This window comes from Moritella sp. 36, assembly GCF_018219415.1.
GTDB lineage: Bacteria > Pseudomonadota > Gammaproteobacteria > Enterobacterales > Moritellaceae > Moritella.
This window is the reverse complement of record NZ_CP056120.1, coordinates 3181286-3205297: the sequence shown is the minus strand read 5'-3', so window position 1 is coordinate 3205297 and position 24012 is coordinate 3181286. Positions and strand designations below refer to the sequence as shown.

Below are 24012 nucleotides of genomic sequence, written 5' to 3'. Positions count from 1 at the left end.
GATTGTGATGGCTATAAAAGTAAAGGCTAAGTCGTGATAAAAGCAGTAGAACGGTTATGGATTGTTTACCTTATTGAAACTGATGCGGGCCTGTATTGTGGTATAACTACCGATATGGAAAGACGTTATCAGCAGCATTGTAAAGGAACGGGTGCGAAATTTTTTCGTCGAGCGAAACCGATACGGATTGCATATACAGAAATCCAACCCGACCGAAGTCGGGCCAGTAAACGAGAGTACGCGATTAAACAGTTACCGCGGAAACAAAAACTCGCTTTAATCAAGTCTGCGAGTTTTTGCGATTAAATCGCTTTGGTTAGGATCTCAGGCATACCAGCTGCTTGGATTGCTGACGGATTACCGTCGAGGGCTGCTGAAAAATGAATCGGTTTAATCTTAGCCGCTCTTTCGGCATCGAATACTGGGATCTGCGCCATCGCATGTTCAGTTAGAGCCAAAATTGTAAGCGATGGATTTACGCCTAAGTTACCAGCAATAATTGAACCATCGAGAATACGCAGGTTCTTATAGCCATAAGCCTGGCCTGTACCATCAAGTACCGCTGTTTTTGGATCCTTGCCCATTATTGCTCCTCCCATCATGTGAGCTGTGATAGGGGTGCCCACAATGACTTCTAAGGCGAGATTACCGGCATCACCACCGGAACGCTTCACGTAATGTTCAGCTACTTTATGCGCAATAGGGAAGTAGTTTCTGAGTTTTTCGTCACCTTTGTGTTGCACAGGTATCCATGTTGGTTTGAACGGTGAGTACCAAGCACGTTTACTTTCTAGGTGAATGTGGTTTTGTGCTGTCTGCATCACTAATAAGATAATCGTGTCTTTCGCTTTACCAACTGGGTTTGCCATTTTAAGGGTTTTAATGGGTTGCTTAGCGATATTAATGAGCATGCTCACAGAGCGGGGAATTCCAGACTGTTTTGACGTTAGTGGTACTGACATGCCTCCTGTAAATGCAGCGTCACTGCCTTTTGCATAACGCACAATTTCAACCTTGGTTTCATCATCTGGAGAGAAGATCGAGGTAATAGCACTGCCATTCCAAACTTCTTCTTTTTGTTCTTGTTGGGTCAGGCGATTGTGTGAAACTGTTAATAATGTTTCTGAGTTTGTTAGTACGTTCTGACCAAGGTTTGGACTTAGATTTGGTAATGTCTTTTCGACATCCCGCATTCTGAGCAGCAATGGCATGGTGCCAAAGACACCACCTGAAACGATGACGCCACGTGTTGTTAAGGTGTATTTTTTCTTATTAAATAAACCTAAACCTTCGGTTACATGGATTGTGTAGCCCGCATTACCATCTTTTACGCCGTTTTCATCGGCAATCGGTTCAATCTTAGTGACATTTGATTCTGGACGGATTTCTGCGCCATTACGTTCAGCGAAGTAAAGGTAGTTTTTATCGAGACTATTTTTAGCATTGTGACGGCAACCAGACATACAGTTACCACAATAGGTGCAGCTATTTCGTTTTGGACCATCGCCATTAAAATAGGGGTCGCCACGATCTTCACCTAAACGTTCAACATCTATATTTTGTGAAACCTTATTTTCACCTTTTGGATAGAGCAGGCCGCTATATACAGTTTTAAAGGTATCTTCACGTCCCATATCCTTTGCAACGTCTTTTAAAATAAGGTCGGCAGGACCAAAGAATCGGTTTTGTTGTACGCCAATCATACGCTGTGCTAATGCATAATAAGGAGATAAACGTGTATGCCAGTCTTCATGCATACCTGTCCATGATGGATGAGTAAAGATCTCAGGACCCGGGATAAGGTGAGTGTTTCCGTAAACAAGTGAACCTCCCCCAACCGCGCTACCATGAACCAAGTTAATTTTACGTGTGATAGAGAGTGTAAATGGTCCTGTAAGGCCTAATTGAGGCAACCACATAAAACGCTTTAAATTCCAACTCGTTCGTGAGAACTCTTTCGTCCTAATGCGTTTACCACGCTCTAATACTAATACTCGAAATCCTTTTTCTGTTAAACGCAATGCGCTGGCGGCCCCACCAAAACCAGATCCAATGATTATCTGGTCAAAATCAAAGTTAGTATTTGACATATATTACCCCTACTGCTAATCCGTTAGTATCACACCAAGACTGTACTTTAAGCACTATATTTGTTTTAGAATATCTTGGGTGTGCTCATTAGGTTAATTAAGATTAATGACTGAATATGTTATCAAGATGTTGTTATCATTGTATGCACCATACTGTAGGTATGTCGCGGAACATTTTCTTTAATTAATTGTTAATGTTGTATTTAATCTATATTAAATAATACTAGTAAAATTATCAGGCTGTTATGTTTCGAGACGTTTTCATTGATTAAGCTGTTGTGGCGTTGACTTATGATAGCGCTAACGTGAACGCAATCGCAAAAATAAAATATTGTCATGTATACCTAATGAGGTAGGAAATGCGAATACATAAAAATATACCAATCAACCATAAAGGGCGGGACTTCTTTGTGGGAGACATTCACGGTGAATATAATTTGTTATTAGCGACATTAGCGCAGTGTCAGTTTGATTTTGAGTGTGACCGTTTGTTTTCTGTTGGGGATATTGTGGATCGTGGTCCTGACTCAATAGCATGCCTTGAATTGCTTAAAAAACCTTGGTTTTATGCCGTTAGGGGAAATCACGAAGAAATGTTATTCGCTGATAGTAATAGTGAGTTGGCTCGAATTCATCGTAATGTAGGTGGAGAGTGGTTCTTTCAGTGTTCAAGAGACGAGCAAGCTAGGTTAAAACTACTAATAGAACAGTATTGTCCAATCGCATTTACTATCGAGTCAGAATTTGGCAAGATTGGCGTCTGCCACGCAAATGCACCATTAAGTTGGTTATCGTTACAAAATGCAGGTATAGATGACATGGAATTATTAAAGGAATGCGTTTGGTCGACTAAACAATATAAGCAGGTGAAGCAGGGAGAAATATTTCATATTCAAGGGGTTAACTTGGCAATACATGGCCATGTAAATTGCACGCGAGTCACAACTAATTCGAATCAATTATGGATTGATACATTAATGCGGACAAGACGATTAACCATCTTATCCGCACAACAAGCATACATGGTGGTAGCTTAATTCTTAATCCTGTGTCTGCGCTGGCGCTGCTTTAAAAAAGTAATTTAATTCACTAAGTACCTGATTAAATGTAGCTTCATGCATCGTCGTTCGTGGAACAGACTTGTAAGAGTTACGATTACGTACATCATGGTTACCCTGGCGACTAAATATACCTTGATAAGAAAATAATGTGATCGTGTCTTCTTGAAGGATAACAAAGTTATTCTCATCGCCGAGTAACTGCCATGTTTTAAAGTTACCCGCAAATAAATCAATACCATTACTGTAATCTGAAATCGGGTTCTTTACAGCGGATAGGTTACTCAAAATAGTCGGAACCAAATCTGTGTGGTTTGTGTCTTGTTCTATGACACTTGGTTCCTTTCCTGGCCACACGATAAATAATGGTACTTGAGTTTGATAGATAGAATAAGAACTTCCATAACCCCATGAATGGTTTTCTGAGTCATTAAACTCAGTGCCATGGTTAGACGTAAATACGATAACCGTATTATCAAACTGGCCTGTCTGCTTTAGCTCATAGACTAATTTTGAAATGGCTTTATCGACATAACTAACACTGTTTCGATAGCTGTTAAATAATGCTAGTTGGCGATTACTGGCCTGGCTATTTAGATCTTGAATATTCGGGTAAAACATAGCTGGAAAACCATTCGGAGTTTTCATGTTTTGCACTGAGTTCAGACTGACATAGCTGAACCAAGGCTGTGTATCTTGTTGCTTACCTAACCACTTTATTGTTGCATCGATAGTTTCATTGTCACTATTTGATCCTTCAACAATGGTTGTCTGTGGTGATTCTAAATTAATAAACGCCGTTTGTTTTTGTCGATAAGACGCTAAATCATCAGTACTAAATATACCAAGGTTATAGTTTGCTTGAGTGAAATAGTCGAGCATAAACGGAGGTTTCGCTGAGGTTTGGATATCATCCCAGTATTGTGATGCAAGGCCATACATCATGCTGAAGTTACCCAAAATGTTATCATTGCTGGTACTAAAGTGATGGGTAAACAATTGAGCTTGTTGTGATAACTTTGTCATTTCAGGCATGACGCTACTATTAAGCATATCTGCTCGAAGCGTACTTATATTAACGAATAAAACGTTAAGTTTCTGACTCTCGTTATTAATTACCAACGGACTTTTAGGATAGTCGAGACGTGAATCTGATAGTTTATCTGTATCTGTCACACGCTTGTCAAATGCTTTTTTATCTAACCAGCCGTATTTAGCAAGGAAGGTTCTTGCTGTCATAGGGTAAGCCAGTGGGAAATTTGCTTTTTGTGCGGTAATAGGGCGGTACACTGCCGCATCAGCCCACATGTGTAGCAGGTGTCCCGTTAAGAAACAGCTGAAAAAGAAGATCGCAATAATAGGACCAAGTTTAAAACGGCTTAAACGTCTTAATCTGTGCCACAGAAAACTTGAGATAAGTAATTCAAATAAGAATAAGAAAGGTACGAAAACAAAGAACGATTGCCAATCGGAGTTAAGTGTTTGTTCGTTCTCTCCAAGTAATATCTCAAATATAATTGGATTTATATGTAAATTATAGAGCTTAAATATTTCTGTATCGATAATTAACAGCGATATTCCCAACGTGGAAAATAGGACTGTTAAAAAACGCAGTGTACGTGGAAACGGTATCAGAAAACTGACGGGGAAGATGACCACCAGATATAATATGAAAATGATAAAACTAAAATGACCCAGCAAGCTGATAAGGGAATAAACTTGACCTAGCATCGTTTCAGGCCATTCGGCGATGAAAAGGTAACGTGATGCAACAATGATTGCCAGTAAGATATTGGCTAAGCTAAACCAATGACCCCAACTGATAATTTTGGAGACCTGATCGCGATAATGATGTCCTGTTTCTAGCATAAGTTAAACTGCTGTCTCATATAGTATTTTTATAATGTAATGGCGAATAATAAATGACAAGGCATCCTTGCCTATCATTTTAATTAATGTGATGTATCTTTACTCTTTACTGATGCAACAAGTGCTTTAGCAAATTTTTCAGCAACCGCTTGGCGCTGTTTTGGTGATAAAGAAGCATTGATGATATTTGCAGCTGCATTACCAAGTACCATTAAACCAAGGTCTAGTGGCGCGTCGTGCTTTTCTAGTACATCAATAACTTCATCAATAACTTTTTCAACTTTATCACTTTTGTATTTAGAAACTATAGGCATAATTTAATCTTTTAATGTATGAATGGGCAAAGATGATTATAATACCTCACAGAATTCATTAACTCTAATACTTTAAATATATGCAGCTAAAATTAAATAACATTATTCTACATTCGTTAGCCTTTAATACAGAAGGTGAGCTGAAATGTTACCCTCGTAGTGAAGAATTGGTTAATTCACAGCCTGTTGAAGAGCTTGCGAGTGAATTACATCGAATCTACAATGCCAAACCAGCGAAAGGTTTTGGTTATTTTAAATGCGCAGAAGAGGACAATAGTCGTCTACCTTTTGAAATTGAACTTCGCAAATTTATGGATGAAGAAAGTAATTTTGTTGATTTTTCAAGCTCTGCTTCAAACTTGTTGGTGGGTGAACTACTCAAATATGATTTTGTGACACAAGGTATTCTGTCGTTTGTTCATTATAATTGGATGGCATCTGATTACCTTATCGTTGCGTTATTAGAAAATAAAGACAGTGTAATGGTTACTGAACAACTCGATCTCAGTAATACGCATTATCTTGAACTGTCTAAAGTACAGCTTGCAGCTAAAATTGATTTGACTGAGTGGCGACAAAATAGCGATTCGAAACGTTACTTATCATTTATTAAAGGCCGTGCTGGTCGTAAGGTATCAGATTTTTTCTTAGATTTTCTTGGCTGTACAGAAGGAATGGATGCAAAATTACAAAATGCAGGCTTAATGCGTGCTGTTGATGAGTTTTGTCATGTAGCAGAGCTAGATGCTGAAGAGTCGATACAAGCACGTGAGCAAGTCGCACAGTACTGTAATGAGCAAATCAAAGAAGGTAATGAGATTGAAGTTAAAGATCTATCCGATCATCTAGGTGATGTGACATCTCGTGACTTTTATCAGTACGCGTCAGAAGCCTATGAACTTGAAGATAGTTTTCCTGCAGATCGTGGGGCTGTACGTAAACTGACTAAATATGTCGGGCAAGGCGGTGGTCTTAGTGTTAGTTTTGATCAAAAATTGATGGGTGAACGCATTACTTATGATGCACAAACTGATACGTTAACAATTGTTGGTATTCCGCCTAATTTGCGTGAGCAGCTTATACGTCGTGGTAGCTCTGTTGATGATAACGAATAGTATTTAACTCGTTATTTGTTGTAAATGCAGATGATGGTAATGACGATTATCATCATTTGTTTAAGTCTCATTCAATCAATTTATTTTCTATAGATCTCGCTTGTTTTAATCCCCATTCTCCTTTGACCGCTACTTTTATCATCATATCTAAAAATATATGCAAGCCGTTATTATCGAGGTCAAGACAAATACCATGGCTTTCTCGAGAATAAATATATAAGGCGACAAGATTATCAGGTTTTTTATCAAGCGAGATTCGTGTCGTTAGCAGCGCATCGGGTTTTGCCGGTGTCGATTTTTTCTGTATTTCGGTTCGCCCTGCAGCATCATGTAATGCTTGCTGATGTTTATCTGCGAAAGACGCTTCTTGGATCGTTTTGTTTTCTTTGTATAAAGATTGAATTTTATCTAGCTCATATTGCAGTGTTAACTCAGCATTTAGCATTTCTAATAATTTCTTGCACATGTGACGAGTTAGCCACCACTGAGGATGATTTATATTATTAGAAACGATGAGTAACATGCGATCTTCAACTGGGTTATAAGTTAAGCTAACTTGGCTCATTCGTTATCCTTAGGGGATGATGTACATTGTATTGATATTACTTAATAGTAGTTTTTACGTCGTAAAGTGCAAATACAAATGGCAAACACTTTTAGGGTAATTTTAATGCAGATGTTGAGAGTGTGTACTAAACGGCATAGTGCAGAATTATGACTATATCTAAATGATAAGTATGATTAAATTAAATTAAATCAATAGATAAGATGAACATGAAGGGAGTTGGGATGGAAAATTAGAATAAAAAAGGGAGGAGAAGGCCTCCCCCTAACCATTAAGTTATCAAAGCTTAATTAAGCTTCAGCAGTTGCTTTTGAAGCTGCAGCTTTAACCACTTTTTGTACTTTTGCTGGTTCAGTTTTTAATTCGCTGATCATTTGAGCAAGTAGGTCGATTTTGCTTTCTACTTCATTCAGCTTTTGACCTTGAACACCAGTAAAGCGACCAGTAATGCTTTGTGCTTTAGTTTCAATTGATTCTAAAGAGATTTTTTTGCTAAAAATAGCAGACACTTGCTCTTTAATTTGTGGTTCAACTTGAGCGCCACGTTCAACTAAAGATTCAAATAGTTGAGTTGCTTTATCTGATGACTTTGCTGCTTCATCAATGATTGTTCCGTAAACACCAAAACCTGCAGTGATAGATGTTTTTGCTGTTTCTTTTGCGACATTGTAGATAGTTTCTACTTGGTTTAGTAAGTTAGCCATTGTAATCACTCCTAGTGAAAGTATTTTAGGTTAAGGTTTGTTTCCAACTGAGTTAATCATATTGGTTTTATTTAGAAATCACATTCCAGAGGGAAATAAAACATGGCTAACTTGTAAATAAAAATGCACCACCGTAAGTGATGCATTTCACTAACCTTATTTGCGGTTTATCACTTAGCTCGAAGAGCCTACAATATATACCAGAGGGATTATTTTTTCAGTTGATATACTACGGTTGTTCCGCTTACTTCATTTGCCACGAGTAATAGAGGTTTACCGTTTGGACTCTTGTTCTCTGGAATAAACTTCATACCTTCAGGACCGAGATCACCAATAGCATGAGGGTTGCCCTTTGTTATTACACCGTCTTCAACTTCAAATTTAGGTGTAAAATTACGGTTAATAATGTAATCGATGAAATAAGCCTGCTGTGGCACGGTAATATCATAAATCATAAAGCCAGATGTACGCTCTAAACCAATAAAGGCATATTGACGTCCATTAATTTCGCCAATCGCTAATGCTTCTGGCTCTGCGCCTTTATCATCACTGCGGCTATCTCCTTTGTTTTTACTGTTATGGTTATTGAAGTTGATACCTAAGCGGTCCGCAGTTATACGTTCAAAGTCATTACCACTGTCAAATACTTGTTTGCCTTGTGCATCCCAAATAGAGAAAGATCGTGAACCGTAGCTATAGATCTTATCTATGTCTCCGTCATTATCAGTATCACCAATACTGGTTGTTACTTTGAGTCGTCCTAGCTGTTTTTTATCTTGGATGGCATCAAATTGAGGGTGGTTTTTATCAAGTGTTAACTTACCTGCGCGGGTTTCTTCTGAGAACCCTGCGTAATCACGCGCATCACCTTCGTTGGCTGTGACGATGAAATCAGCGCCTTCAATGCTGTAGCTAGCGATTGTATCAGGCTGGTAAAGACCGTACACACCAGGGTAAGATTGGATATTTATTTCTCCATCCTTATCACTGGCATCGATAGCGTTTTTCGCTAGACCATAATCCTTGCAGCCTAAATCAATAATACGCTCAACGCGTTGTGACTTGAGGTCTATCACTGCAATTGCATTATTTTCTTGTAATGATACAAACGCTTGCGAGTTATCGTGAGATATGGCGATATATTCAGGTTCAAGGTCTTGGCTAACGGATGATTTTGGACCGTTTACCTTCACACCTTTTGGTAATTCATGATGACGTGCTGACTGTGTATCAAAGTCGTTAAAATTGATATTAATTGCTTGTTTTACTGGCACATTGTTATTGATGTTGATGATGGACATTGAGCCTTCAGGATCGACGGTATAATCATTACTCGGTTCACCTTCGTTGGCTACAATCACTTTATTGCCGTCATGGGTGAAAACAACATTATCGGGTAGGTAACCGACTTCGACAGCGCGTAAATAAGTCGCTTTTCCTGTGTTGTCTAGACTATAGAAACCAATGAATCCACGGTCTTGCACTGAATTTCCTTTGTCGTCACCACGTTCGATCGCAACAGCAAGTAAATTATCATAAATAGCAACGCTGTTCACAGAACCTAGGCGTGTTAGATTTAGATCTGAAGCGAGGTTTAACGTGGATTTTTTAGTTAAATTATTAAGTGTTAATGGGTCAACAGTGGTTTTTGTCGTGTTATTAGCGGTATTTTTTATGGTACTAATTATACTGGCATCGAGAATATCAACTTGACCACTTTTAGCGTTAACCACAAAAATAGATTTACTTTGTGCATGATAATCTAAGATCTCTGCTGCACTAACACCATATTGACCTGATTCATAACGTGCAAGCATTGTTACTGTAAGAGGTGGTTTTATGAGTTGTTGCGATGTGTCCCTTGGTTTTGCTATACAAGCTGTTATGGCTGTCGTTAGTGCAAGGGCGATGGTTGTGCTTATCAGAGTCTTTTTCATTTGATTCACTTATTTTATTGTTTTTATGAATACGGATGTGTGTATATTGATAAATATAGGGTAGTTGTAATGCACATTTGTGATACTCATATGACATCTTTGTGAAATATTGATATTCATCCACCTAAATATGACATTTAAAGTTATACTTTCACTTCTTCAAATCCCCAAGTTGGTTGGGTGAATTATTCGTTTGTTAAAAAGGATGGAACAATCATGGCGTTCAAACATATTGTGATGTGGACTTTACTCGACACTGCCAATGGTAATGATAAAAGCACAAATGCTAAATTAGCGAAAGAAGCTCTTGAAGCGCTTAATGGTCAGATTCCAGGGTTACAACGTTTGGAAGTTGGTATTGATTGTCTGCAAGGTGCAGGCTCTTACGATTTAGTATTAATTGCTGATCTCGATTCTCGTGAAACGTTAGATGTATATCAAGATCACCCAGCACATCAAGCTGTGTTACCTATGATGAAAAGCATCACTAGCCAGCGTGCAGCTGTAGATTATTAATACCTAATTTATACAAAATAGATGAAAAAAGGAGAGCGTTTGCTCTCCTTTTTAGTAAGAAAATAGATATTAGCTTAGTTAGAGAATGTATCGCGTAAGTTATGCGCTGCTGTCACCATGTTCTTCAATGCTGCTTCTGTTTCTTTCCAGCCACGTGTTTTAAGACCGCAATCAGGGTTAACCCATAAGCGTGCCACATCAATGTATTCACTGGCATTGGTGATTAACTGTGTCATCCATTCAACACTTGGTACGTTTGGAGAGTGAATATCATAAACCCCCGGACCAATATCATTTGGGTAACTAAAATCAGTAAAGGCAGATAACAGTTCCATGTTAGAGCGTGACGTCTCAATCGTGATAACATCCGCATCTAATGCGGCAATTGACGGCATAATGTCATTAAATTCACAGTAACACATGTGTGTATGGATCTGAGTATTGTCTCTTACACCTGATGCACTGATACGGAAAGCTTTAGTCGACCAATCTAAATATGCTTGTTGTTCACTGTGACGCAGTGGAAGTCCTTCACGCAGCGCAGGCTCATCAATTTGAATTACTTTAATACCAGCCTTTTCTAAATCAACCACTTCATCACGAATAGCCAGTGCGATTTGATTAGTTTGTTCTTCACGACTGATATCATCACGGGTAAATGACCAGCATAAAATCGTCACTGGGCCTGTCAGCATGCCTTTCATTAGCTTGTTGGTTTGCGCTTGTGCATATTGGCTCCAAGCTACTGTCATTGGGGCTGGGCGTGAGATGTCGCCAAAGATGATTGGTGGTTTAACGCAACGTGTACCATAACTTTGTACCCAACCATTTTTTGAGAATGCGAAACCATCGAGTAATTCACCAAAGTATTCAACCATGTCATTACGCTCTGGTTCACCGTGTACAAGTACATCTAGCCCGAGTGCTTCTTGGCGTTTTACGACATCTTTGATCTCTGCTTGCATCTTGGTGATGTATTGGTCTTGGCTGATCACATTTTGTTTAAATTGATTACGCGTCTGACGAATATCGCTGGTTTGTGGGAATGAACCAATCGTTGTCGTTGGAAATAATGGTAAATTCAATTCTTGCTGTTGGCTTACTATACGTTGCGTAAATTGACTATGACGTTGTGCATCCTGGTCGGTAATTGCTGCAACACGGGCTTTAACGGCGGCGTTATGAATGCGAGATGATGTAGCTCGAGATGATACTACCGCTGTTGATTCAGTGAGTTGTGCTATTAATTTATCAGAACTGTCACCGCTTAAAAGCGCATTGATAGTGCTAATTTCAGTCAATTTCTGGGTCGCATACGCTAGCCAAGATTTTAGCTCTGAATCGAGTTTAGTTTCATTATCTAGGTCAACGGGGCTATGTTGTAATGAGCATGAAGATGCAATCCATAAACGCTCACCTAACTGTGCTTTAGCTTGCTGTAATGCGCTGATTGATTGCGCAAGATCGTTACGCCAAATATTGCGGCCATTAACAATACCAGCAGATAAAATAGCGTTATCAGGGAGTAATGCTAATGCCGACTCTAATTGCTGTGGCGCACGAGATAAATCAATGTGGAAGCCATCAACAGGCAATGAGAATGCTAACTCAGCATTGTCACCTAGCGCACCAAAATAACTGGTGAGTAGTAGTTTGTTGCTACCTTTCGCTAATTTAGTATAACTGGTTGTCAATGCCTGTTGCCATTCGCTTGTTAGATCTTGAACGAGAATAGGTTCTTCAATTTGCAGCCATTCAACACCTTCAGTTGCGATGTTAGCAAGTAGTTGCTTATACGTTTCAGCAAGTTGAGGTAGTAATGTCAGTTTATCAAAATCACTGTTGGTTTTACTTAACCAGAGGTAGCTTACCGGACCTAGCAAATTGGCTTTAATTGGGAAACCAAGTGCTTTTGCTTCTTGGATCTCTTCAACAAGTTGGTTGTAGCTTAATGCGAAATTTTGGTCTTCGTTTAGTTCTGGAACAAGATAATGATAATTAGTATCAAACCATTTCGTCATTTCACATGCCGCAGCTTGTTGACCACAGCAAGGGCTAGAACCTCGCGCCATATTGAACAGTGTATCAAGGGTGATCGTTTCTTCTTGATGACGCTCTGGGATAACACCTAACGTCGCTGACAATGCCAATACTTGGTCGTACCAAGCAAAGTCACCCACAGTGATGAAGTCTAAACCCGCATCAATTTGCTGTTGCCAATGTTTAGCGCGGAGTTGTTTACCAACGGTTTCTAGCTCAACTTTGGTGATGTCATTTTTCCAATATGACTCAATTGCTTTTTTTAATTCGCGGTCTGCACCGATACGGGGGAAACCTAATATGTGTGATTTAGCCATCTTTAACTCCATTTTCTTAGATGTATTTTTTTGCTTGAGTCTTAAACTTTAAATTAAAACGGTAAACTTAATGTATAGACGCTTAGCTGTTTAGATGGCTAAAGTATTGAACATTATCTCACATGAATCAAATTCATATTTTTACTGATTAAGTTGAAATTAATTGATGTTGGCATTATGCTGAACTTAGCCATCCGTTTAAAAGGAAATTAACGATGCTCGAAGTTAAGCATTTGAAAACTATAATTGCATTAGAAAAGACAGGTTCATTAGTCGAAGCATCTGAAAGTCTCTATATGACGCAATCAGCGTTATCACATCAGATAAAAGATCTTGAAGACCGTTTAAATACGGCGTTATTTATTCGAAAAACAAGACCGCTACGCTTTACGGTAGCAGGGGAGAGGGTACTTAAACTTGCGAAATCAGTATTACCTATGTTTGCTAATACTGAACGTGATATTAGCCGTTTATTATCGGGTAATGCAGGGCGTTTACACATGGCAATCGAATGTCACAGTTGCTTTCAGTGGTTAATGCCGGCGATTGATGTGTTCCGTGACCAGTGGCCTGAAGTCGAGCTTGATTTAACCTCGGGCTTTAGTTTTGCGCCTTTACCAGCATTAAAGCGGGGAGACCTAGACTTAGTGGTGACCTCTGATCCACAAATATTATCAGGTATTCATTACGAACCGCTGTTTAGCTATCAGCCGATGCTTGCGGTCAGTCGCCATCATGCTTTAGCAGATAAAGCGTATATAGATCCAGAGGATTTGAGTGATGAAACGTTGATCACGTACCCTGTAGAGCAGGAACGATTAGATATTTTTAATTTATTTTTAGATCCTGCAGGTGTTTCCCCTCATGCCATTCGACATGCGGAATTAACCATCATGATGTTACAGCTGGTGGCGAGTGGGCGCGGTGTTGCGGCATTGCCAAATTGGGCGTTAACAGAGTACTTAGAAAAAGATTATATCCTAGCTAAACCACTCGGTGAGGAAAGCTGTTGGACAACCTTGTATGCGGCCATTCGTATTGAACAACTTGAAATGCCGTACATGGTTGAGTTTTTAAAAGATGCGAAAGAAAGTTCATTTCAGCAGCTGAAAGGGATAAAAGCAGTGAACGGATAGTCTTTTAATGGTTAAAAAGGGAATGAGCTTGGTGAGTTGTTCATCCCCTTGATGAATCTACTCTATGTTAAGAGTAGTCTTCAAACTACGAGTAGACCTGTACTATTGTTCATTCAATAACTGCTGCACAAGCATTCTGACCGTATCAATATCAAAAGGTTTATCACATAGTGCCGAGACACCAGCTTGTTTTACAGCGGTTAACTGGGCGCAGCCTTCTTCAGATGTCACCATCAAAATGGGTAAGTAAGATAATTCTGGGTTCATTCTGATCTTTTCAATTAACTCTTTGCCATCCATTTCCGGCATGTTGTAATCGGTAACGATCAAATCGAATGTATTTTGTGCTAGATATTCCAGTGCTTCGACACCATTTTCTGCTGTGGTGATATTCACAATACCCATGCTATTGAGTACGCGACAGATGTGTTTTCTCGCTGTCAGGCTGTCATCAACTACCAGTATTTTTAATGTGGTTACATCGTATAAATCCAGTTCCATTTCTTCTGGTTCAATGTAACTCAGTGTGGCATTGAGGGCGCGTTGCAAGTCGACAAACTTAAATGGCTTGGGCAAAATTGCGATAGCGCCAGCTTGTTTCACTTGATCTAAGACAGAAAATCGTTGCTCGCTAGAAATGAGCATAAAGGCAATATTTTCAGTCAGCACATTAGATTTAACGAACTCCGCCAATTCCGCGCCAGAGCCATCTTCAAAATACATCGCGCTGATAATCAAATCCGGAATAAATCCGGTTAAACTTTGCTTTGCCTGCTCGATTGAGACAAGGCATTCGATGTTATCAACACCAGCGTCTTGTAATTGTGTAGTAATGAATTTACGTTGTGTGCTAGAAGGCTCAATTAATAAAATTGACAGATCACGAACTTCAAGACTCATATTATTCCTTGTAACATATTATGTTGCTTTAATTTAAGTGTTTGATATTAGTGGTTTTAACTTATATCCGATATTTTATAATAGCCGTATTAAGCATATATTTGTATGATTTAGTCTATGTTTTTACTTGGTGCGCCACTTTTTTATCACCTTTGACGAAAAATACTGTCTTTTAGGGCGGTGATGTAAGTTATTGTTGCGTAGCAATAAGCACTCTGTTTTGTTATTAATACTAATATATTTCCGCAGTTCATCATAAAGTGAGCTGCAAATGTGTGACGTAGAACGTGTATTGTTTGCCCTTTACGCAGGCGCAATGGAAGCCGTTATTTATACCGTGGTAGGGATCGACAGATGAGCATATACCCAAATCAGGTGATAATACCGGTTTGTATATATGCTCATCTGGGTTAGCGCAAGACACATTATTTTAGGGTTACTTGTCCGTTATTGCATTAACATACGGCGTAGCTTGCGCCGATACTTTTAATCGACGACGCTGAGTAAAGCCAATTAAGCCCAACAATAGTAATGCCGGAATATAGAACCATTGACGAGCAGGCCGTTCAACCGGTACTCCAACGCTAGCGATCACCTGGTCAAAATCGAAGCCTACTTTTGATGCAGGGCTATCAAAGCTAACGTTATCGATCATGATGTCACCATTGTCTTGTACCAGTAATTCTAACCCATAAGCTTCGACGCGCTCTTGCCCTGTCGCTTCATCACCAACGGCGATTAGCATCGTGAGGGTGACAGGATCACCAACATCATTTTGGCCGTTTACTAGGATCCGTAGTTCCTGCCCCGGCTCGACATCAGCCATCGCCTGTGCCAAACCAGCACCACCGCGTTCATCATAAGGAGGCACCACATAATCCATCCAGAACCCAGGGCGGAATAAGGTGAAGGCGATTAACATTAATGCCATCGATTCCCACACTTTTGATTTAGCCAAGAAGTAACCCTGAGTACCCGCGGTAAAGATCAGCATTGCGGCTGTTGCGACAATGAAAATAAGTATGCCTTCGGTAAAGGTGATATCAATTAACAACAAATCCGTGTTGAAAATAAACAGGAATGGTAATAAGGCGGTTCGCAACGAATAGAAGAAGGCAATGAAGCCAGTGGTCATTGGCTTACCTCCAGAAATCGCCGCCGCCGCAAAGGAAGCGAGTCCCACTGGTGGAGTCACATCGGCCATTATACCAAAATAAAAGACGAACATGTGCACTGCAATTAACGGTACGATCAAGCCATTTTGCTGACCAAGACTTACAATAACTGGCGCTAATAACGAGGATACAACGATATAGTTAGCCGTCGTTGGCAGACCCATGCCTAAAATAATACTCAGGATTGCGGTCCATAATAAGATCAATATGATGTTACCCATCGACAAGAACTCAACCAATGCAGCCAGTTTTAGTCCAACTCCGGTTTGAGAAACTGCACCCACGATAATACCAGCCACCGCCGTGGCGATACCGATACCGATCATGTTTCTGGCACCAGCAATCATTCCGTCGATCAGTTCATCAAAGCCTAACTTAAAACGGCCTGACGTTGTTTGATCGCGGAAAAAAGCAAACACATAACGCTGGGTCAGCAAAATGAAAATCATCAATATGGTGGCATAGAAAGCCGAGAGGCCAGGAGATAACCGCTCAACCATCAGACACCAAATCAGTACAATTACCGGTAGTAAAAAATGCAGTCCAGCCATTACAGTTGGTTTTGTTTCAGGTAATTGAAGGACCGGAGAGTTCGGATCGTCAAGTACCAAATCAGGGTAAGCAGAGCTTAGTTTTGCCAAGAAGATATAGGCCACTACGGTGATTGCGCCCATAACCCAAGGCGTTAAGCTTTTACCAAAGGTATCCTGAATCATATCGACCAGGAAGAATAAACCAAAGGCGCCAACCACAATGTTGCACAATACCATAGCGCCTGTAGAGACGATTTTGGTATAGCTATTTTCTGCGGCGCGCGATTTTAGGCCTTTAAGTACCAGGAATTGAATGAGTAATACCGCAATAATCCCCGTCAGACGAGCCCCAGAGGATGCCATGACCTGATAAACTTCAGATAAGTAGTAGAGCCCACCACCCATCGCCAGAATAGCCGATACTGTCATCGCCCAAGACAGCATCATATATTTAGCAGGCTTGCTTTCACCTCGCTTAGTCAAGCCTTGCATATTAGATTTCATCGCCTCTAAATGGACTATGTATACTAGGGCAATATAAGAAATCATCGCGGGTAAGAACGCATGTTTAACCACTTCGAAATAAGAAATGTTAACGTATTCCACCATCAGAAAGGCCGCCGCTCCCATCACGGGAGGCATGATCTGACCGTTTACCGACGAGGCAACTTCAATCGCACCAGCTTTCTCAGCGCTAAAGCCAACTCGCTTCATCATTGGAATTGTAAAGGTACCCGTAGTGACCACGTTGGCAATTGAAGATCCCGAAATTAACCCGGTCATACCGGACGCAACTACCGCTGCTTTTGCAGGCCCACCCCGGAGGTGTCCCATCATTGAAAAGGCTATTTGAATAAAGTAATTACCCGCGCCAGCGCGATCTAATAAGGCCCCAAATAATACGAACAAGAACACTAATTCGGTCGAAACACCCAGTGCGATCCCGAAGACCCCTTCAGAGAATAACCATTGGTGATCCATAGTGCCACCAAAAGAAGAACCTTTCCAAGCGAGTAGTCCAGGGGCATAGGGCCCTAGAAAGGTATAAGCTAAGAATACAATGGCGACGACCATTAAGGGAGCACCTAAGGCGCGCCGCGTTGCTTCGAGCAACAGAATGATGCCAATAACCGAGAACACAATGTCTATGTTATTGGGGTTTGCGGGGCGGTCAGACAATCGACTACCGAACAGCGTCTCGATCAATGCCAAATCGGCGATAAACGGATAAAGTGCGCAAAAGGCACCGACTATCGCTAAGCTCCAATCGAACGGTGAAATATGCATCCGCGAAGAACTTTTCAGTGCCGGATAGACCATGAAAGTAAGAAAAATGGAGAATGCCAAGTGAATTTTACGAGCTTCATCTCCTGAGAATACGCCCCAGCCAATGGTAAATGGTACTGGTGACGCGATCCAGACTTGAAATATCGACCAGGCTAGTGCTGTCGCTGCAAGTAGTTTAACAATAACTTTATTGGACGGCGTTCGAGCGCCAGTGTCACTTGATGCAACCAGTTCCTGAATATCTCCATCACTCATTTTTGATGTGTTGGTATTATATGCACTCATCCCTTTCCCTCTCTGGCGAACTCCAACCCTAAAATGTTGATAACATATCGCATTATTAATGAAATTTTGGCTTAACTTTATTGTTTTTCACCACTGCGGATATTTCAGAAACGCAATCAGGCGAAAGTGCGCTAATACTTTCGCCTTAGTTGATTGCTGAATTAAAATTCAGCCGTAGTCGTTTGTTCGATTATATCCAACCACGTTCTTTGTAGTAACGGATCGCACCGTCGTGAAGTGGTGCTGATAGGTTATCAATGATCATGTTGCTTTCTTTCAGGTGAGCAAAAGCAGGGTGCATTTTCTTGAAACGTTTGAAATTTTCAAACACTGCTTTTACGATCTGGTAAATAGTTTCGTCGTCAGTCGCTGTTGAACTAACAAAGGTCGCGGCAACGCCAAAAGTGGCTGTATCGGTAGCTGAACCTTTATACATGCCCCCTGGAATTGTAACCATTGCATAATAATCATTGTCAGCAGCTAGCTTCTTAGCTTGTGCATTGTCTACCGGAACTAATATCGAGTCACAAGACGTGGTCGCTTCTTTGATTGAACCATTGGGGTGGCCAACAGCGTAAACGATGGCATCCACCTTCCCGTCACAAAGCGCTGCCGCTTGTTCTGATGACTTTAATTGTGATGCCACAGCGAAGTCATCCATGGTCCAACCCATTTTAGCCATGATAACTTCCATGGTGCCACGCGAGCCTGAACCTGGGTTACCAACATTGACTTTTTTACCTTTAAGATCGGCAAATGTCTTGATGCCTGAGTCGGCACGAGCAACAACGGTGAAAGGTTCTGGATGAACCGAGAATACCGCTCGTAATTCTTTGTATGCTCCGTTTTGGAACTGGTCTGGCGCGGTGCCGTTATACGCATGGAATTGCCAATCCGATTGGGCCGTCCCCATGTCAATATCTCCGGCACGAATACCGTTAAGGTTAGTTATTGAACTACCTGTTTTATGAGTACAGTTAATATCGTGATCGGCAGTGCCTTTGTTAACTAGGCGACAGATCGCACCACCAACTTGATAATAAACTCCCGTTTGACCGCCGGTACCAATTACCACATGTTTAGTTTCTGCAAACGCAGATGTTGTCATCATGGCCGCGACACCAACGATGGCAGTGAGGGCTAGCTTTTTGATTAACATTCTTATCTCCTTTGTTTTTATATTTATACAATTAGCAGGTAGCCAAAACGGGATAACGCCAGTTATTAAACCGGGATATTGTTATCCATAGCCATGGCTATTTTCTTTAATTCCTGGTTATTGCCATTGCTGGCTCCGCCCCATAGTTCACTCGACAATAATTGCATATCGCCCTGCTCAAAGTTGAAGGCATGGTCGCGATCTGTTGCTAACAACAGCGGCCCGTCAAGGTCAACAAAAGAAGCGCTTTGAGCGATTAAGAAAGCGGGAGCCATGGCTAATGAGGTACCAACCATGCAACCGGTCATCACGATAAAACCTTGTTGCTGCGCAGCGGTTAGTAACCGTAACGCTTCGGTTAAACCACCGGTTTTATCAAGCTTAATATTAATTGCCTGATAGAGCCCAGCCAAACGCGGTAAATCATCGCTGGTATGGCAAGATTCATCGGCGCAAAGCGGTATCTCAGACTTAAATCCTGCCAGCTGATGATCGTCTGCGCTGGGCAGCGGTTGTTCAATTAGGGCAACATTAAGTTGCTTTAATCGCGGGAGTAACTGCTTTAATAAGTCGATATCCCAGGCTTCGTTTGCGTCAATAATAAAACGAGAGTCCGGTGCAGCCAAAGCAATTGCACACATGCGCTCTAGTACCAGTTCGCGATCTAACTTTACTTTTATTAGTGGTCGTTCGCTAAGGCTTGCCGCCTCGCTGGCCATCTTGTCTACTGTATCTAAACTCAGAGTTTGCGCCGTGACCTGAGGTATTGGAGTCGTGATATTGACTAACTGCGCCACAGGTAGCTGGTGTTGTTTAGCAGTTAAGTCCCACAGGGCGCAGTCTAGGGCATTGCGGGCGGCGCCAGGCGGTAACAGTGCTAACAAGTCTTGGCCCGTGGTCGTGTGAGTTAGCTGTGGCATTATTTGCGATATTTGCGACATCACAGACTCGACTGTTTCGTCATAACGGGCATAAGGGACGGCTTCGGCCCAGCCTGTATGCTGGCCGTCGCTTAATGTAACCACGACCACATCTGCCTGATTTTTTACCCCGCGTGAAATCCTAAATTCTTTGGCTAACCGCCATTGCTGCTTGGTTATAGTGCAATTAAGTTGGCTCATCCTAGATCTCCGAACACAAGTTATCGATAATGGAGTCAACGCCATGACGCATAGGGTCTACACAAGGTAAGCCGAGTTCTAGCTCGATAGTGCGACAGATATCAAGCGCCTCGCCATCACTGACACTGGAAGTATTAAGGGTAATGCCAACCACCTGTGCTTGAGGGTTTGTGACTCGTGCTGAGGTAACATTTAGCGCGATGGTGTCAGCAATTGAAGGTAGTGCGCGATTTTTAATACCACGCATTGACTCTCGGTTAATGGCATGACAAACCACAATTGCATCAGCCTGAGCACCGTGCAGTAAACCAAGGCTAACCCCTGCAAATGCGGGGTGCGATAATGATCCCTGACCTTCAACGACATCCCAATGCTCTGGGTCATTGGCTGGTGATACGCTCTCACTAGCACCTGCAATGAAATCTGCTACGACGCAATCAATGGCAACGCCATTACCAGCAATCAAAATGCCACATTGGCCGGTGGCACGAAAGTCCACAGCTAAGCCACGCTGTTTCATTGCCTGTTCAAGGCTTAGTGAGGTATACATCTTACCAACCGAACAATCAGTACCTACGGTGATTAACCGTTTACCGCTGCGTTGCTTGCCAGTGCCAGTGTTAAATTTTTGCTGTGGATGTCGAATATCAATTAGTTGTAGATTTAGCTTTTCTGCGAGCTGTTTAATTTGTGGAATATCACTTAATTTATCATGTAAACCACTGACAATATCAAAACCGTTATTTAGCGCATCAACAATAAATGGTATCCACTTTTTATCGATAGTTCCGCCGCTGTTAGCAAAACCGAGCACAAACGTTTTTGCGCCAGCTTGTTTTGCTTCTGCGATAGTCATATCTGGTTGATTGGCTGTGACGCTACAGCCATCTAAGCGGAATTGACCTGTACAAAGCTCAGGGCGCCAATCGGCAACCCCTTTAGCCATTTTAATTGAAAGGTTATCGGTGGCATCACCTAAAAAAAGTAAGTATGGCGCTTGTATCTTCATGGGGCTATTTCCATCTTAGGGTTAGTGTTGTTTGGAGAACTAACCTTAAGCGAGCAAACAAAAAACTGGAAATAGTAAAAACTACCCAGCCTATAACCTTAGGTTATAGGCTGGGATTCTGACGTGTGGTGTTTAGCATTGGAAAACTCAATCACCAGTTCAAGAAAATCATTGGCTATCTGCGAAAGATTTTTATCTTCAAGTCGTAACACGGTTAAATTAAAATTAAGTGCTGGTTTAATGGCCGCTATAGCAACCTTATCGTTGAGATTACCCCGAGCGGTAAATTCATCAATAGCACACACACCGATATTTTGAGAAACCAAACGTGCGGCAATAAAATAGGTTTGAACCGTGATATTAGTATTAATGGCAATATCATCTTCAGTTAATCGATGCCAGAGTAAATCACCTAAGGGACCACTGTCGCCAATACCAATCACTTCCTGATGTTCAAATTGATCTAGGCTAACATGAGTCGGTATGTCGGGTAGTAAATCACGTGGGTACATCATGACCAACTGTGACAAACAAACGAGCTGCTGCTTAATCCCAGGCAGTGGCGGCGGTGAGAACATCAATGCAAAATCAATTTTGTGCTCAGTGAGGGCCTGACGAACCTCGTCATGGTGCATCGTTTGTAGGTGTATATGGACTTGCGGGTTAAGTTTATTATAACGTGCGACAGCCTGCGGAATAAGTTCGAATCCTAAAGCAGGTGCTAGACCAATGGTTATTTTACCACTGCTTTTATTTTTAAGATTAAGCGCACAATGACGAACCGAGCGGAGCTGTTGATACATTTTGTCTACCTCACCAAAAAGCAAGTTCGCCTCTTCGGTGGCAATCAACCGTCCTTTTATCCGCTCAAATAACGCAAAGCCTAGTTGCTGCTCGGCATGAGCTAACACTTTGCTGACCGATGGCTGCGACACATGCAAAAACTCAGCCGCATTAGTCACCGAACCAGTCATATAAATGGCATGAAATACTTCAATATGGCGTAAACGCATGGTAAATTCCGTTTAGTTAGTTCCGTGTGATTAGTCAATCTTTTGCGTGGGGCTCACTGCTTAGCATCACTAAGGCGTAGCTTAGCATTTACTAGACTGGTGGAATAGCGCCGTAGCCGATTGTTGCTCTCCCACATCACGTTAGCCGTGAAAAGGTTAAACGCATAGCGAAAACAATCGTGGTGAGCCACTTTAATTTTACTGACTATAATCTGTGCTGAATGAAAACGGTACAATAGATTAATTGATGCACTGTTATTGATACTTTGGTAAAGCTACCACGGTTTCTGTCACGAGTTATCCGTTACGATAGGTATTTTTAGAAACATTTATTACCGCAGCCCTTGAGCGTTAGGCCTATATTGTCTACAATAGCGCACTTTTTATTTACTACAGGTCACGAACATGAACGATATTAAATCGAAACCAGCTTTACCGGATCGCCTTTCGGGTAATCCCCGCAGCCCACATCATATAGAAGAAGTTTTCCAGCACGACATTGGTATTATACTTAATGGTAAAGAGCGTTTCGATGTTGAAGAATATTGTATCAGTGAAGGTTGGGTAAAAGTACCGTCACATAAAGCGTTGGACCGTCGCGGTCAACCGCTTTTGATGACGATAAAAGGAACTGTTGAATCGTTTTATCGTTAAGACGTGTCAATAACTTAGTTAAGGGTCATCCCTCCTATTGAGTTGGCGCAATTGTGACGTATTTTTGCAATGCCACTTATTATTGGAATCTAAGTCATCGCAAAAAGGGCCTAGAGAAATTTAGGCCCTTTTTGCTGTAAAAGCTAATTATCAAGGTCGCTTAACGTACGTTGCTTATAAGCCGTACCTGCATCTGTTGTTTCAAACTTTGCTAACTTAGCAGTAAGCGCGAGTTCAAACGTTTGCACTTGAGCCTTGTATGACAAGTTTGATAGGTCTTGACCGATAAACTTAGTACCTAATCCTTCTAGTGTGGCGCGGTAGTGTAAAACAACCTGTTCACGTTGTTTTATATCAAGTCCATTTATCCAGCTTACATCTGTCGTTATATGCTCCGCACGTTGAATCCCATTTTCGATTAAGTTCGCTGTTGTTGTCAGCAAATCTGTATCACGAGGGCTGGTAATGATAATGGTATTAAGCCGTTGTAAACCCTGCGATACGTTATTGTAGCTTAGCGGAATTAATTGCTGATTTAGCAGTTTGAATTGTTCTTCAAGTGGAGAGTAATAGTTTGCTGTAACTATATTTATTTCGAGAGCACTGATTTTTTTCTGTAACTTAGCACGCTCAAATTCTTGTCTTGAAACTAAATAATCATCCTCAATCATATTTATGATGTGGTTTAAATCTTGATTAATAATCGCGAAATCTCTTTGCCATACATTGTCTATTTTGGGGGTTAGATATTCAATATCAGCCAAGGGTTGAGATAAAAATGTAGTTACCTGAGTTTTTATTTTTTGCGCTTTAATTAATCCATCATTGACCTCTGAAATCCCTTCTAAAACAGTACTTTCTGATGGGCCACCAAAAAAACCTTGATCATTGGGATCGAATCTATTCACGAGTTTGCGCATACTGACTAAATCTTTTTGAACTGACTCCCAAGTACTTGGGGCATAGGTAGCAAAGTTTTCATCTTTCACCTTTAGGTAAGTTTGCTCAACGTTCGTCACGGCATCGTTTACGCGTTGATTGAGGCGTGTATTACTGACTTTAATTTGTTGGAGTTCTACTGTCGTCGATGACTTTTTTTCAAAGCTGGCACAACCTGTGATAAGGGTGATAAATACAAGGGTATAAGTGAGTTTAAATATGTGCATGTTCATCCATCCTAAAGGGTGTATTGAGGGGTGAATAACCGTAATTTAA

The 24012-nt window shown here is 41.1% G+C and carries 20 protein-coding genes and 1 pseudogene; 6 read left to right on the top strand and 15 right to left on the bottom strand.

Annotated elements, in window-relative coordinates:
• Positions 1–33 precede the first annotated feature (33 nt).
• Entirely contained in the window at positions 34–306 is a 273-nt protein-coding gene (locus tag HWV03_RS14105) for a GIY-YIG nuclease family protein (protein WP_211676487.1), read from the top strand.
• Here HWV03_RS14105 and HWV03_RS14100 read toward each other — a convergent pair.
• Complete coding sequence (locus tag HWV03_RS14100; protein ID WP_211676486.1) at positions 303–2090, bottom strand: GMC oxidoreductase; 1788 nt, start codon at positions 2088–2090, stop codon at positions 303–305. The two genes, HWV03_RS14105 and HWV03_RS14100, sit on opposite strands and share 4 nt — an antisense overlap.
• Before the next feature lie 359 nt (positions 2091–2449).
• On the opposite strand from HWV03_RS14100, the gene HWV03_RS14095 reads away from it, so the two are divergent.
• Positions 2450–3127: a metallophosphoesterase gene (locus tag HWV03_RS14095; RefSeq protein ID WP_211676485.1), complete on the top strand. Its 678-nt coding sequence runs from the start codon at positions 2450–2452 to the stop codon at positions 3125–3127.
• A 3-nt stretch (positions 3128–3130) separates the two neighbouring features.
• Here HWV03_RS14095 and HWV03_RS14090 read toward each other — a convergent pair whose 3' ends face one another.
• Positions 3131–5017: a DUF3413 domain-containing protein gene (locus HWV03_RS14090; RefSeq protein WP_211676484.1), complete on the bottom strand. Its 1887-nt coding sequence runs from the start codon at positions 5015–5017 to the stop codon at positions 3131–3133.
• Positions 5018–5100: 83 nt separating this feature from the next.
• Positions 5101–5331, bottom strand: coding sequence for a DUF1414 domain-containing protein (locus tag HWV03_RS14085; RefSeq protein WP_019442879.1), 231 nt, complete (start codon positions 5329–5331; stop codon positions 5101–5103).
• 80 nt (positions 5332–5411) lie between these two features.
• Between HWV03_RS14085 and yejK the strand changes: the two genes are divergently transcribed.
• Positions 5412–6446 (top strand): nucleoid-associated protein YejK, encoded by a 1035-nt coding sequence (yejK, locus tag HWV03_RS14080; RefSeq protein ID WP_211676483.1) that lies wholly within the window; start codon positions 5412–5414, stop codon positions 6444–6446.
• A 67-nt stretch (positions 6447–6513) separates the two neighbouring features.
• On the opposite strand, the gene HWV03_RS14075 is transcribed toward yejK, so the two are convergent.
• The 3 genes from HWV03_RS14075 to HWV03_RS14065 form a co-directional block, all read right to left on the bottom strand.
• Entirely contained in the window at positions 6514–7011 is a 498-nt protein-coding gene (locus HWV03_RS14075; RefSeq protein ID WP_067044041.1) for a hypothetical protein, read from the bottom strand.
• Positions 7012–7301: 290 nt separating this feature from the next.
• Positions 7302–7715: a hypothetical protein gene (locus HWV03_RS14070; RefSeq protein WP_211676482.1), complete on the bottom strand. Its 414-nt coding sequence runs from the start codon at positions 7713–7715 to the stop codon at positions 7302–7304.
• A gap of 209 nt (positions 7716–7924) precedes the next feature.
• Positions 7925–9652, bottom strand: a complete 1728-nt coding sequence (locus HWV03_RS14065; protein WP_211676481.1) for a choice-of-anchor I family protein — start codon at positions 9650–9652, stop codon at positions 7925–7927.
• 216 nt (positions 9653–9868) lie between these two features.
• On the opposite strand from HWV03_RS14065, the gene HWV03_RS14060 reads away from it, so the two are divergent.
• Positions 9869–10168, top strand: coding sequence for a Dabb family protein (locus HWV03_RS14060; protein WP_017219590.1), 300 nt, complete (start codon positions 9869–9871; stop codon positions 10166–10168).
• 74 nt (positions 10169–10242) lie between these two features.
• On the opposite strand, the gene metE is transcribed toward HWV03_RS14060, so the two are convergent.
• Positions 10243–12525, bottom strand: a complete 2283-nt coding sequence (metE, locus tag HWV03_RS14055; protein ID WP_211676480.1) for a 5-methyltetrahydropteroyltriglutamate--homocysteine S-methyltransferase — start codon at positions 12523–12525, stop codon at positions 10243–10245.
• A 215-nt stretch (positions 12526–12740) separates the two neighbouring features.
• Between metE and HWV03_RS14050 the strand changes: the two genes are divergently transcribed.
• Positions 12741–13661: a LysR family transcriptional regulator gene (locus HWV03_RS14050; RefSeq protein ID WP_211676479.1), complete on the top strand. Its 921-nt coding sequence runs from the start codon at positions 12741–12743 to the stop codon at positions 13659–13661.
• A gap of 102 nt (positions 13662–13763) precedes the next feature.
• Here HWV03_RS14050 and HWV03_RS14045 read toward each other — a convergent pair whose 3' ends face one another.
• The 7 genes and pseudogenes from HWV03_RS14045 to HWV03_RS14020 all read right to left on the bottom strand — a co-directional run bounded on the left by HWV03_RS14045 (position 13764) and on the right by HWV03_RS14020 (position 22143).
• Positions 13764–14561 carry a response regulator gene (locus HWV03_RS14045; protein WP_211676478.1) on the bottom strand — a complete coding sequence of 266 codons (798 nt, stop codon included), beginning with the start codon at positions 14559–14561 and terminating at the stop codon, positions 13764–13766.
• Between the two features lie 227 nt (positions 14562–14788).
• A pseudogene (locus HWV03_RS22805) lies at positions 14789–14872 on the bottom strand (tyrosine-type recombinase/integrase); the annotation flags it as partial.
• Between the two features lie 125 nt (positions 14873–14997).
• Positions 14998–17841 (bottom strand): TRAP transporter permease, encoded by a 2844-nt coding sequence (locus HWV03_RS14040; protein WP_211676477.1) that lies wholly within the window; start codon positions 17839–17841, stop codon positions 14998–15000.
• Between the two features lie 190 nt (positions 17842–18031).
• Complete coding sequence (locus HWV03_RS14035; protein ID WP_211676476.1) at positions 18032–19000, bottom strand: TAXI family TRAP transporter solute-binding subunit; 969 nt, start codon at positions 18998–19000, stop codon at positions 18032–18034.
• 65 nt (positions 19001–19065) lie between these two features.
• Positions 19066–20121, bottom strand: coding sequence for an N-acetyl-D-Glu racemase DgcA (gene dgcA / locus HWV03_RS14030; RefSeq protein WP_211676475.1), 1056 nt, complete (start codon positions 20119–20121; stop codon positions 19066–19068).
• A 1-nt stretch (position 20122) separates the two neighbouring features.
• Positions 20123–21130 carry an N-acetyltransferase DgcN gene (dgcN, locus tag HWV03_RS14025; RefSeq protein WP_211676474.1) on the bottom strand — a complete coding sequence of 336 codons (1008 nt, stop codon included), beginning with the start codon at positions 21128–21130 and terminating at the stop codon, positions 20123–20125.
• Positions 21131–21228: 98 nt separating this feature from the next.
• Positions 21229–22143, bottom strand: a complete 915-nt coding sequence (locus HWV03_RS14020) for a LysR family transcriptional regulator (protein ID WP_211676473.1) — start codon at positions 22141–22143, stop codon at positions 21229–21231.
• A 405-nt stretch (positions 22144–22548) separates the two neighbouring features.
• On the opposite strand from HWV03_RS14020, the gene HWV03_RS14015 reads away from it, so the two are divergent.
• Positions 22549–22797 (top strand): DUF3297 family protein, encoded by a 249-nt coding sequence (locus HWV03_RS14015; protein WP_211676472.1) that lies wholly within the window; start codon positions 22549–22551, stop codon positions 22795–22797.
• 143 nt (positions 22798–22940) lie between these two features.
• Here the strand turns inward: HWV03_RS14015 and HWV03_RS14010 are convergent, their stop codons facing one another.
• Positions 22941–23963, bottom strand: a complete 1023-nt coding sequence (locus tag HWV03_RS14010; RefSeq protein WP_211676471.1) for a hypothetical protein — start codon at positions 23961–23963, stop codon at positions 22941–22943.
• Between the last annotated feature and the right edge of the window lie 49 nt (positions 23964–24012).

Bases quoted from the DNA above. Each gene is read 5' to 3' on its own strand.
- HWV03_RS14100 (WP_211676486.1), bottom strand. From the start codon at position 2,090: ATGTCAAATACTAACTTTGATTTTGACCAGATAATCATTGGATCTGGT.
- HWV03_RS14095 (WP_211676485.1), top strand. From the start codon at position 2,450: ATGCGAATACATAAAAATATACCAATCAACCATAAAGGGCGGGACTTC.
- HWV03_RS14090 (WP_211676484.1), bottom strand. From the start codon at position 5,017: ATGCTAGAAACAGGACATCATTATCGCGATCAGGTCTCCAAAATTATC.
- HWV03_RS14085 (WP_019442879.1), bottom strand. From the start codon at position 5,331: ATGCCTATAGTTTCTAAATACAAAAGTGATAAAGTTGAAAAAGTTATT.
- yejK (WP_211676483.1), top strand. From the start codon at position 5,412: ATGCAGCTAAAATTAAATAACATTATTCTACATTCGTTAGCCTTTAAT.
- HWV03_RS14075 (WP_067044041.1), bottom strand. From the start codon at position 7,011: ATGAGCCAAGTTAGCTTAACTTATAACCCAGTTGAAGATCGCATGTTA.
- HWV03_RS14070 (WP_211676482.1), bottom strand. From the start codon at position 7,715: ATGGCTAACTTACTAAACCAAGTAGAAACTATCTACAATGTCGCAAAA.
- HWV03_RS14065 (WP_211676481.1), bottom strand. From the start codon at position 9,652: ATGAAAAAGACTCTGATAAGCACAACCATCGCCCTTGCACTAACGACA.
- HWV03_RS14060 (WP_017219590.1), top strand. From the start codon at position 9,869: ATGGCGTTCAAACATATTGTGATGTGGACTTTACTCGACACTGCCAAT.
- metE (WP_211676480.1), bottom strand. From the start codon at position 12,525: ATGGCTAAATCACACATATTAGGTTTCCCCCGTATCGGTGCAGACCGC.
- HWV03_RS14050 (WP_211676479.1), top strand. From the start codon at position 12,741: ATGCTCGAAGTTAAGCATTTGAAAACTATAATTGCATTAGAAAAGACA.
- HWV03_RS14045 (WP_211676478.1), bottom strand. From the start codon at position 14,561: ATGAGTCTTGAAGTTCGTGATCTGTCAATTTTATTAATTGAGCCTTCT.
- HWV03_RS14040 (WP_211676477.1), bottom strand. From the start codon at position 17,841: ATGAGTGCATATAATACCAACACATCAAAAATGAGTGATGGAGATATT.
- HWV03_RS14035 (WP_211676476.1), bottom strand. From the start codon at position 19,000: ATGTTAATCAAAAAGCTAGCCCTCACTGCCATCGTTGGTGTCGCGGCC.
- dgcA (WP_211676475.1), bottom strand. From the start codon at position 20,121: ATGAGCCAACTTAATTGCACTATAACCAAGCAGCAATGGCGGTTAGCC.
- dgcN (WP_211676474.1), bottom strand. From the start codon at position 21,130: ATGAAGATACAAGCGCCATACTTACTTTTTTTAGGTGATGCCACCGAT.
- HWV03_RS14020 (WP_211676473.1), bottom strand. From the start codon at position 22,143: ATGCGTTTACGCCATATTGAAGTATTTCATGCCATTTATATGACTGGT.
- HWV03_RS14015 (WP_211676472.1), top strand. From the start codon at position 22,549: ATGAACGATATTAAATCGAAACCAGCTTTACCGGATCGCCTTTCGGGT.
- HWV03_RS14010 (WP_211676471.1), bottom strand. From the start codon at position 23,963: ATGCACATATTTAAACTCACTTATACCCTTGTATTTATCACCCTTATC.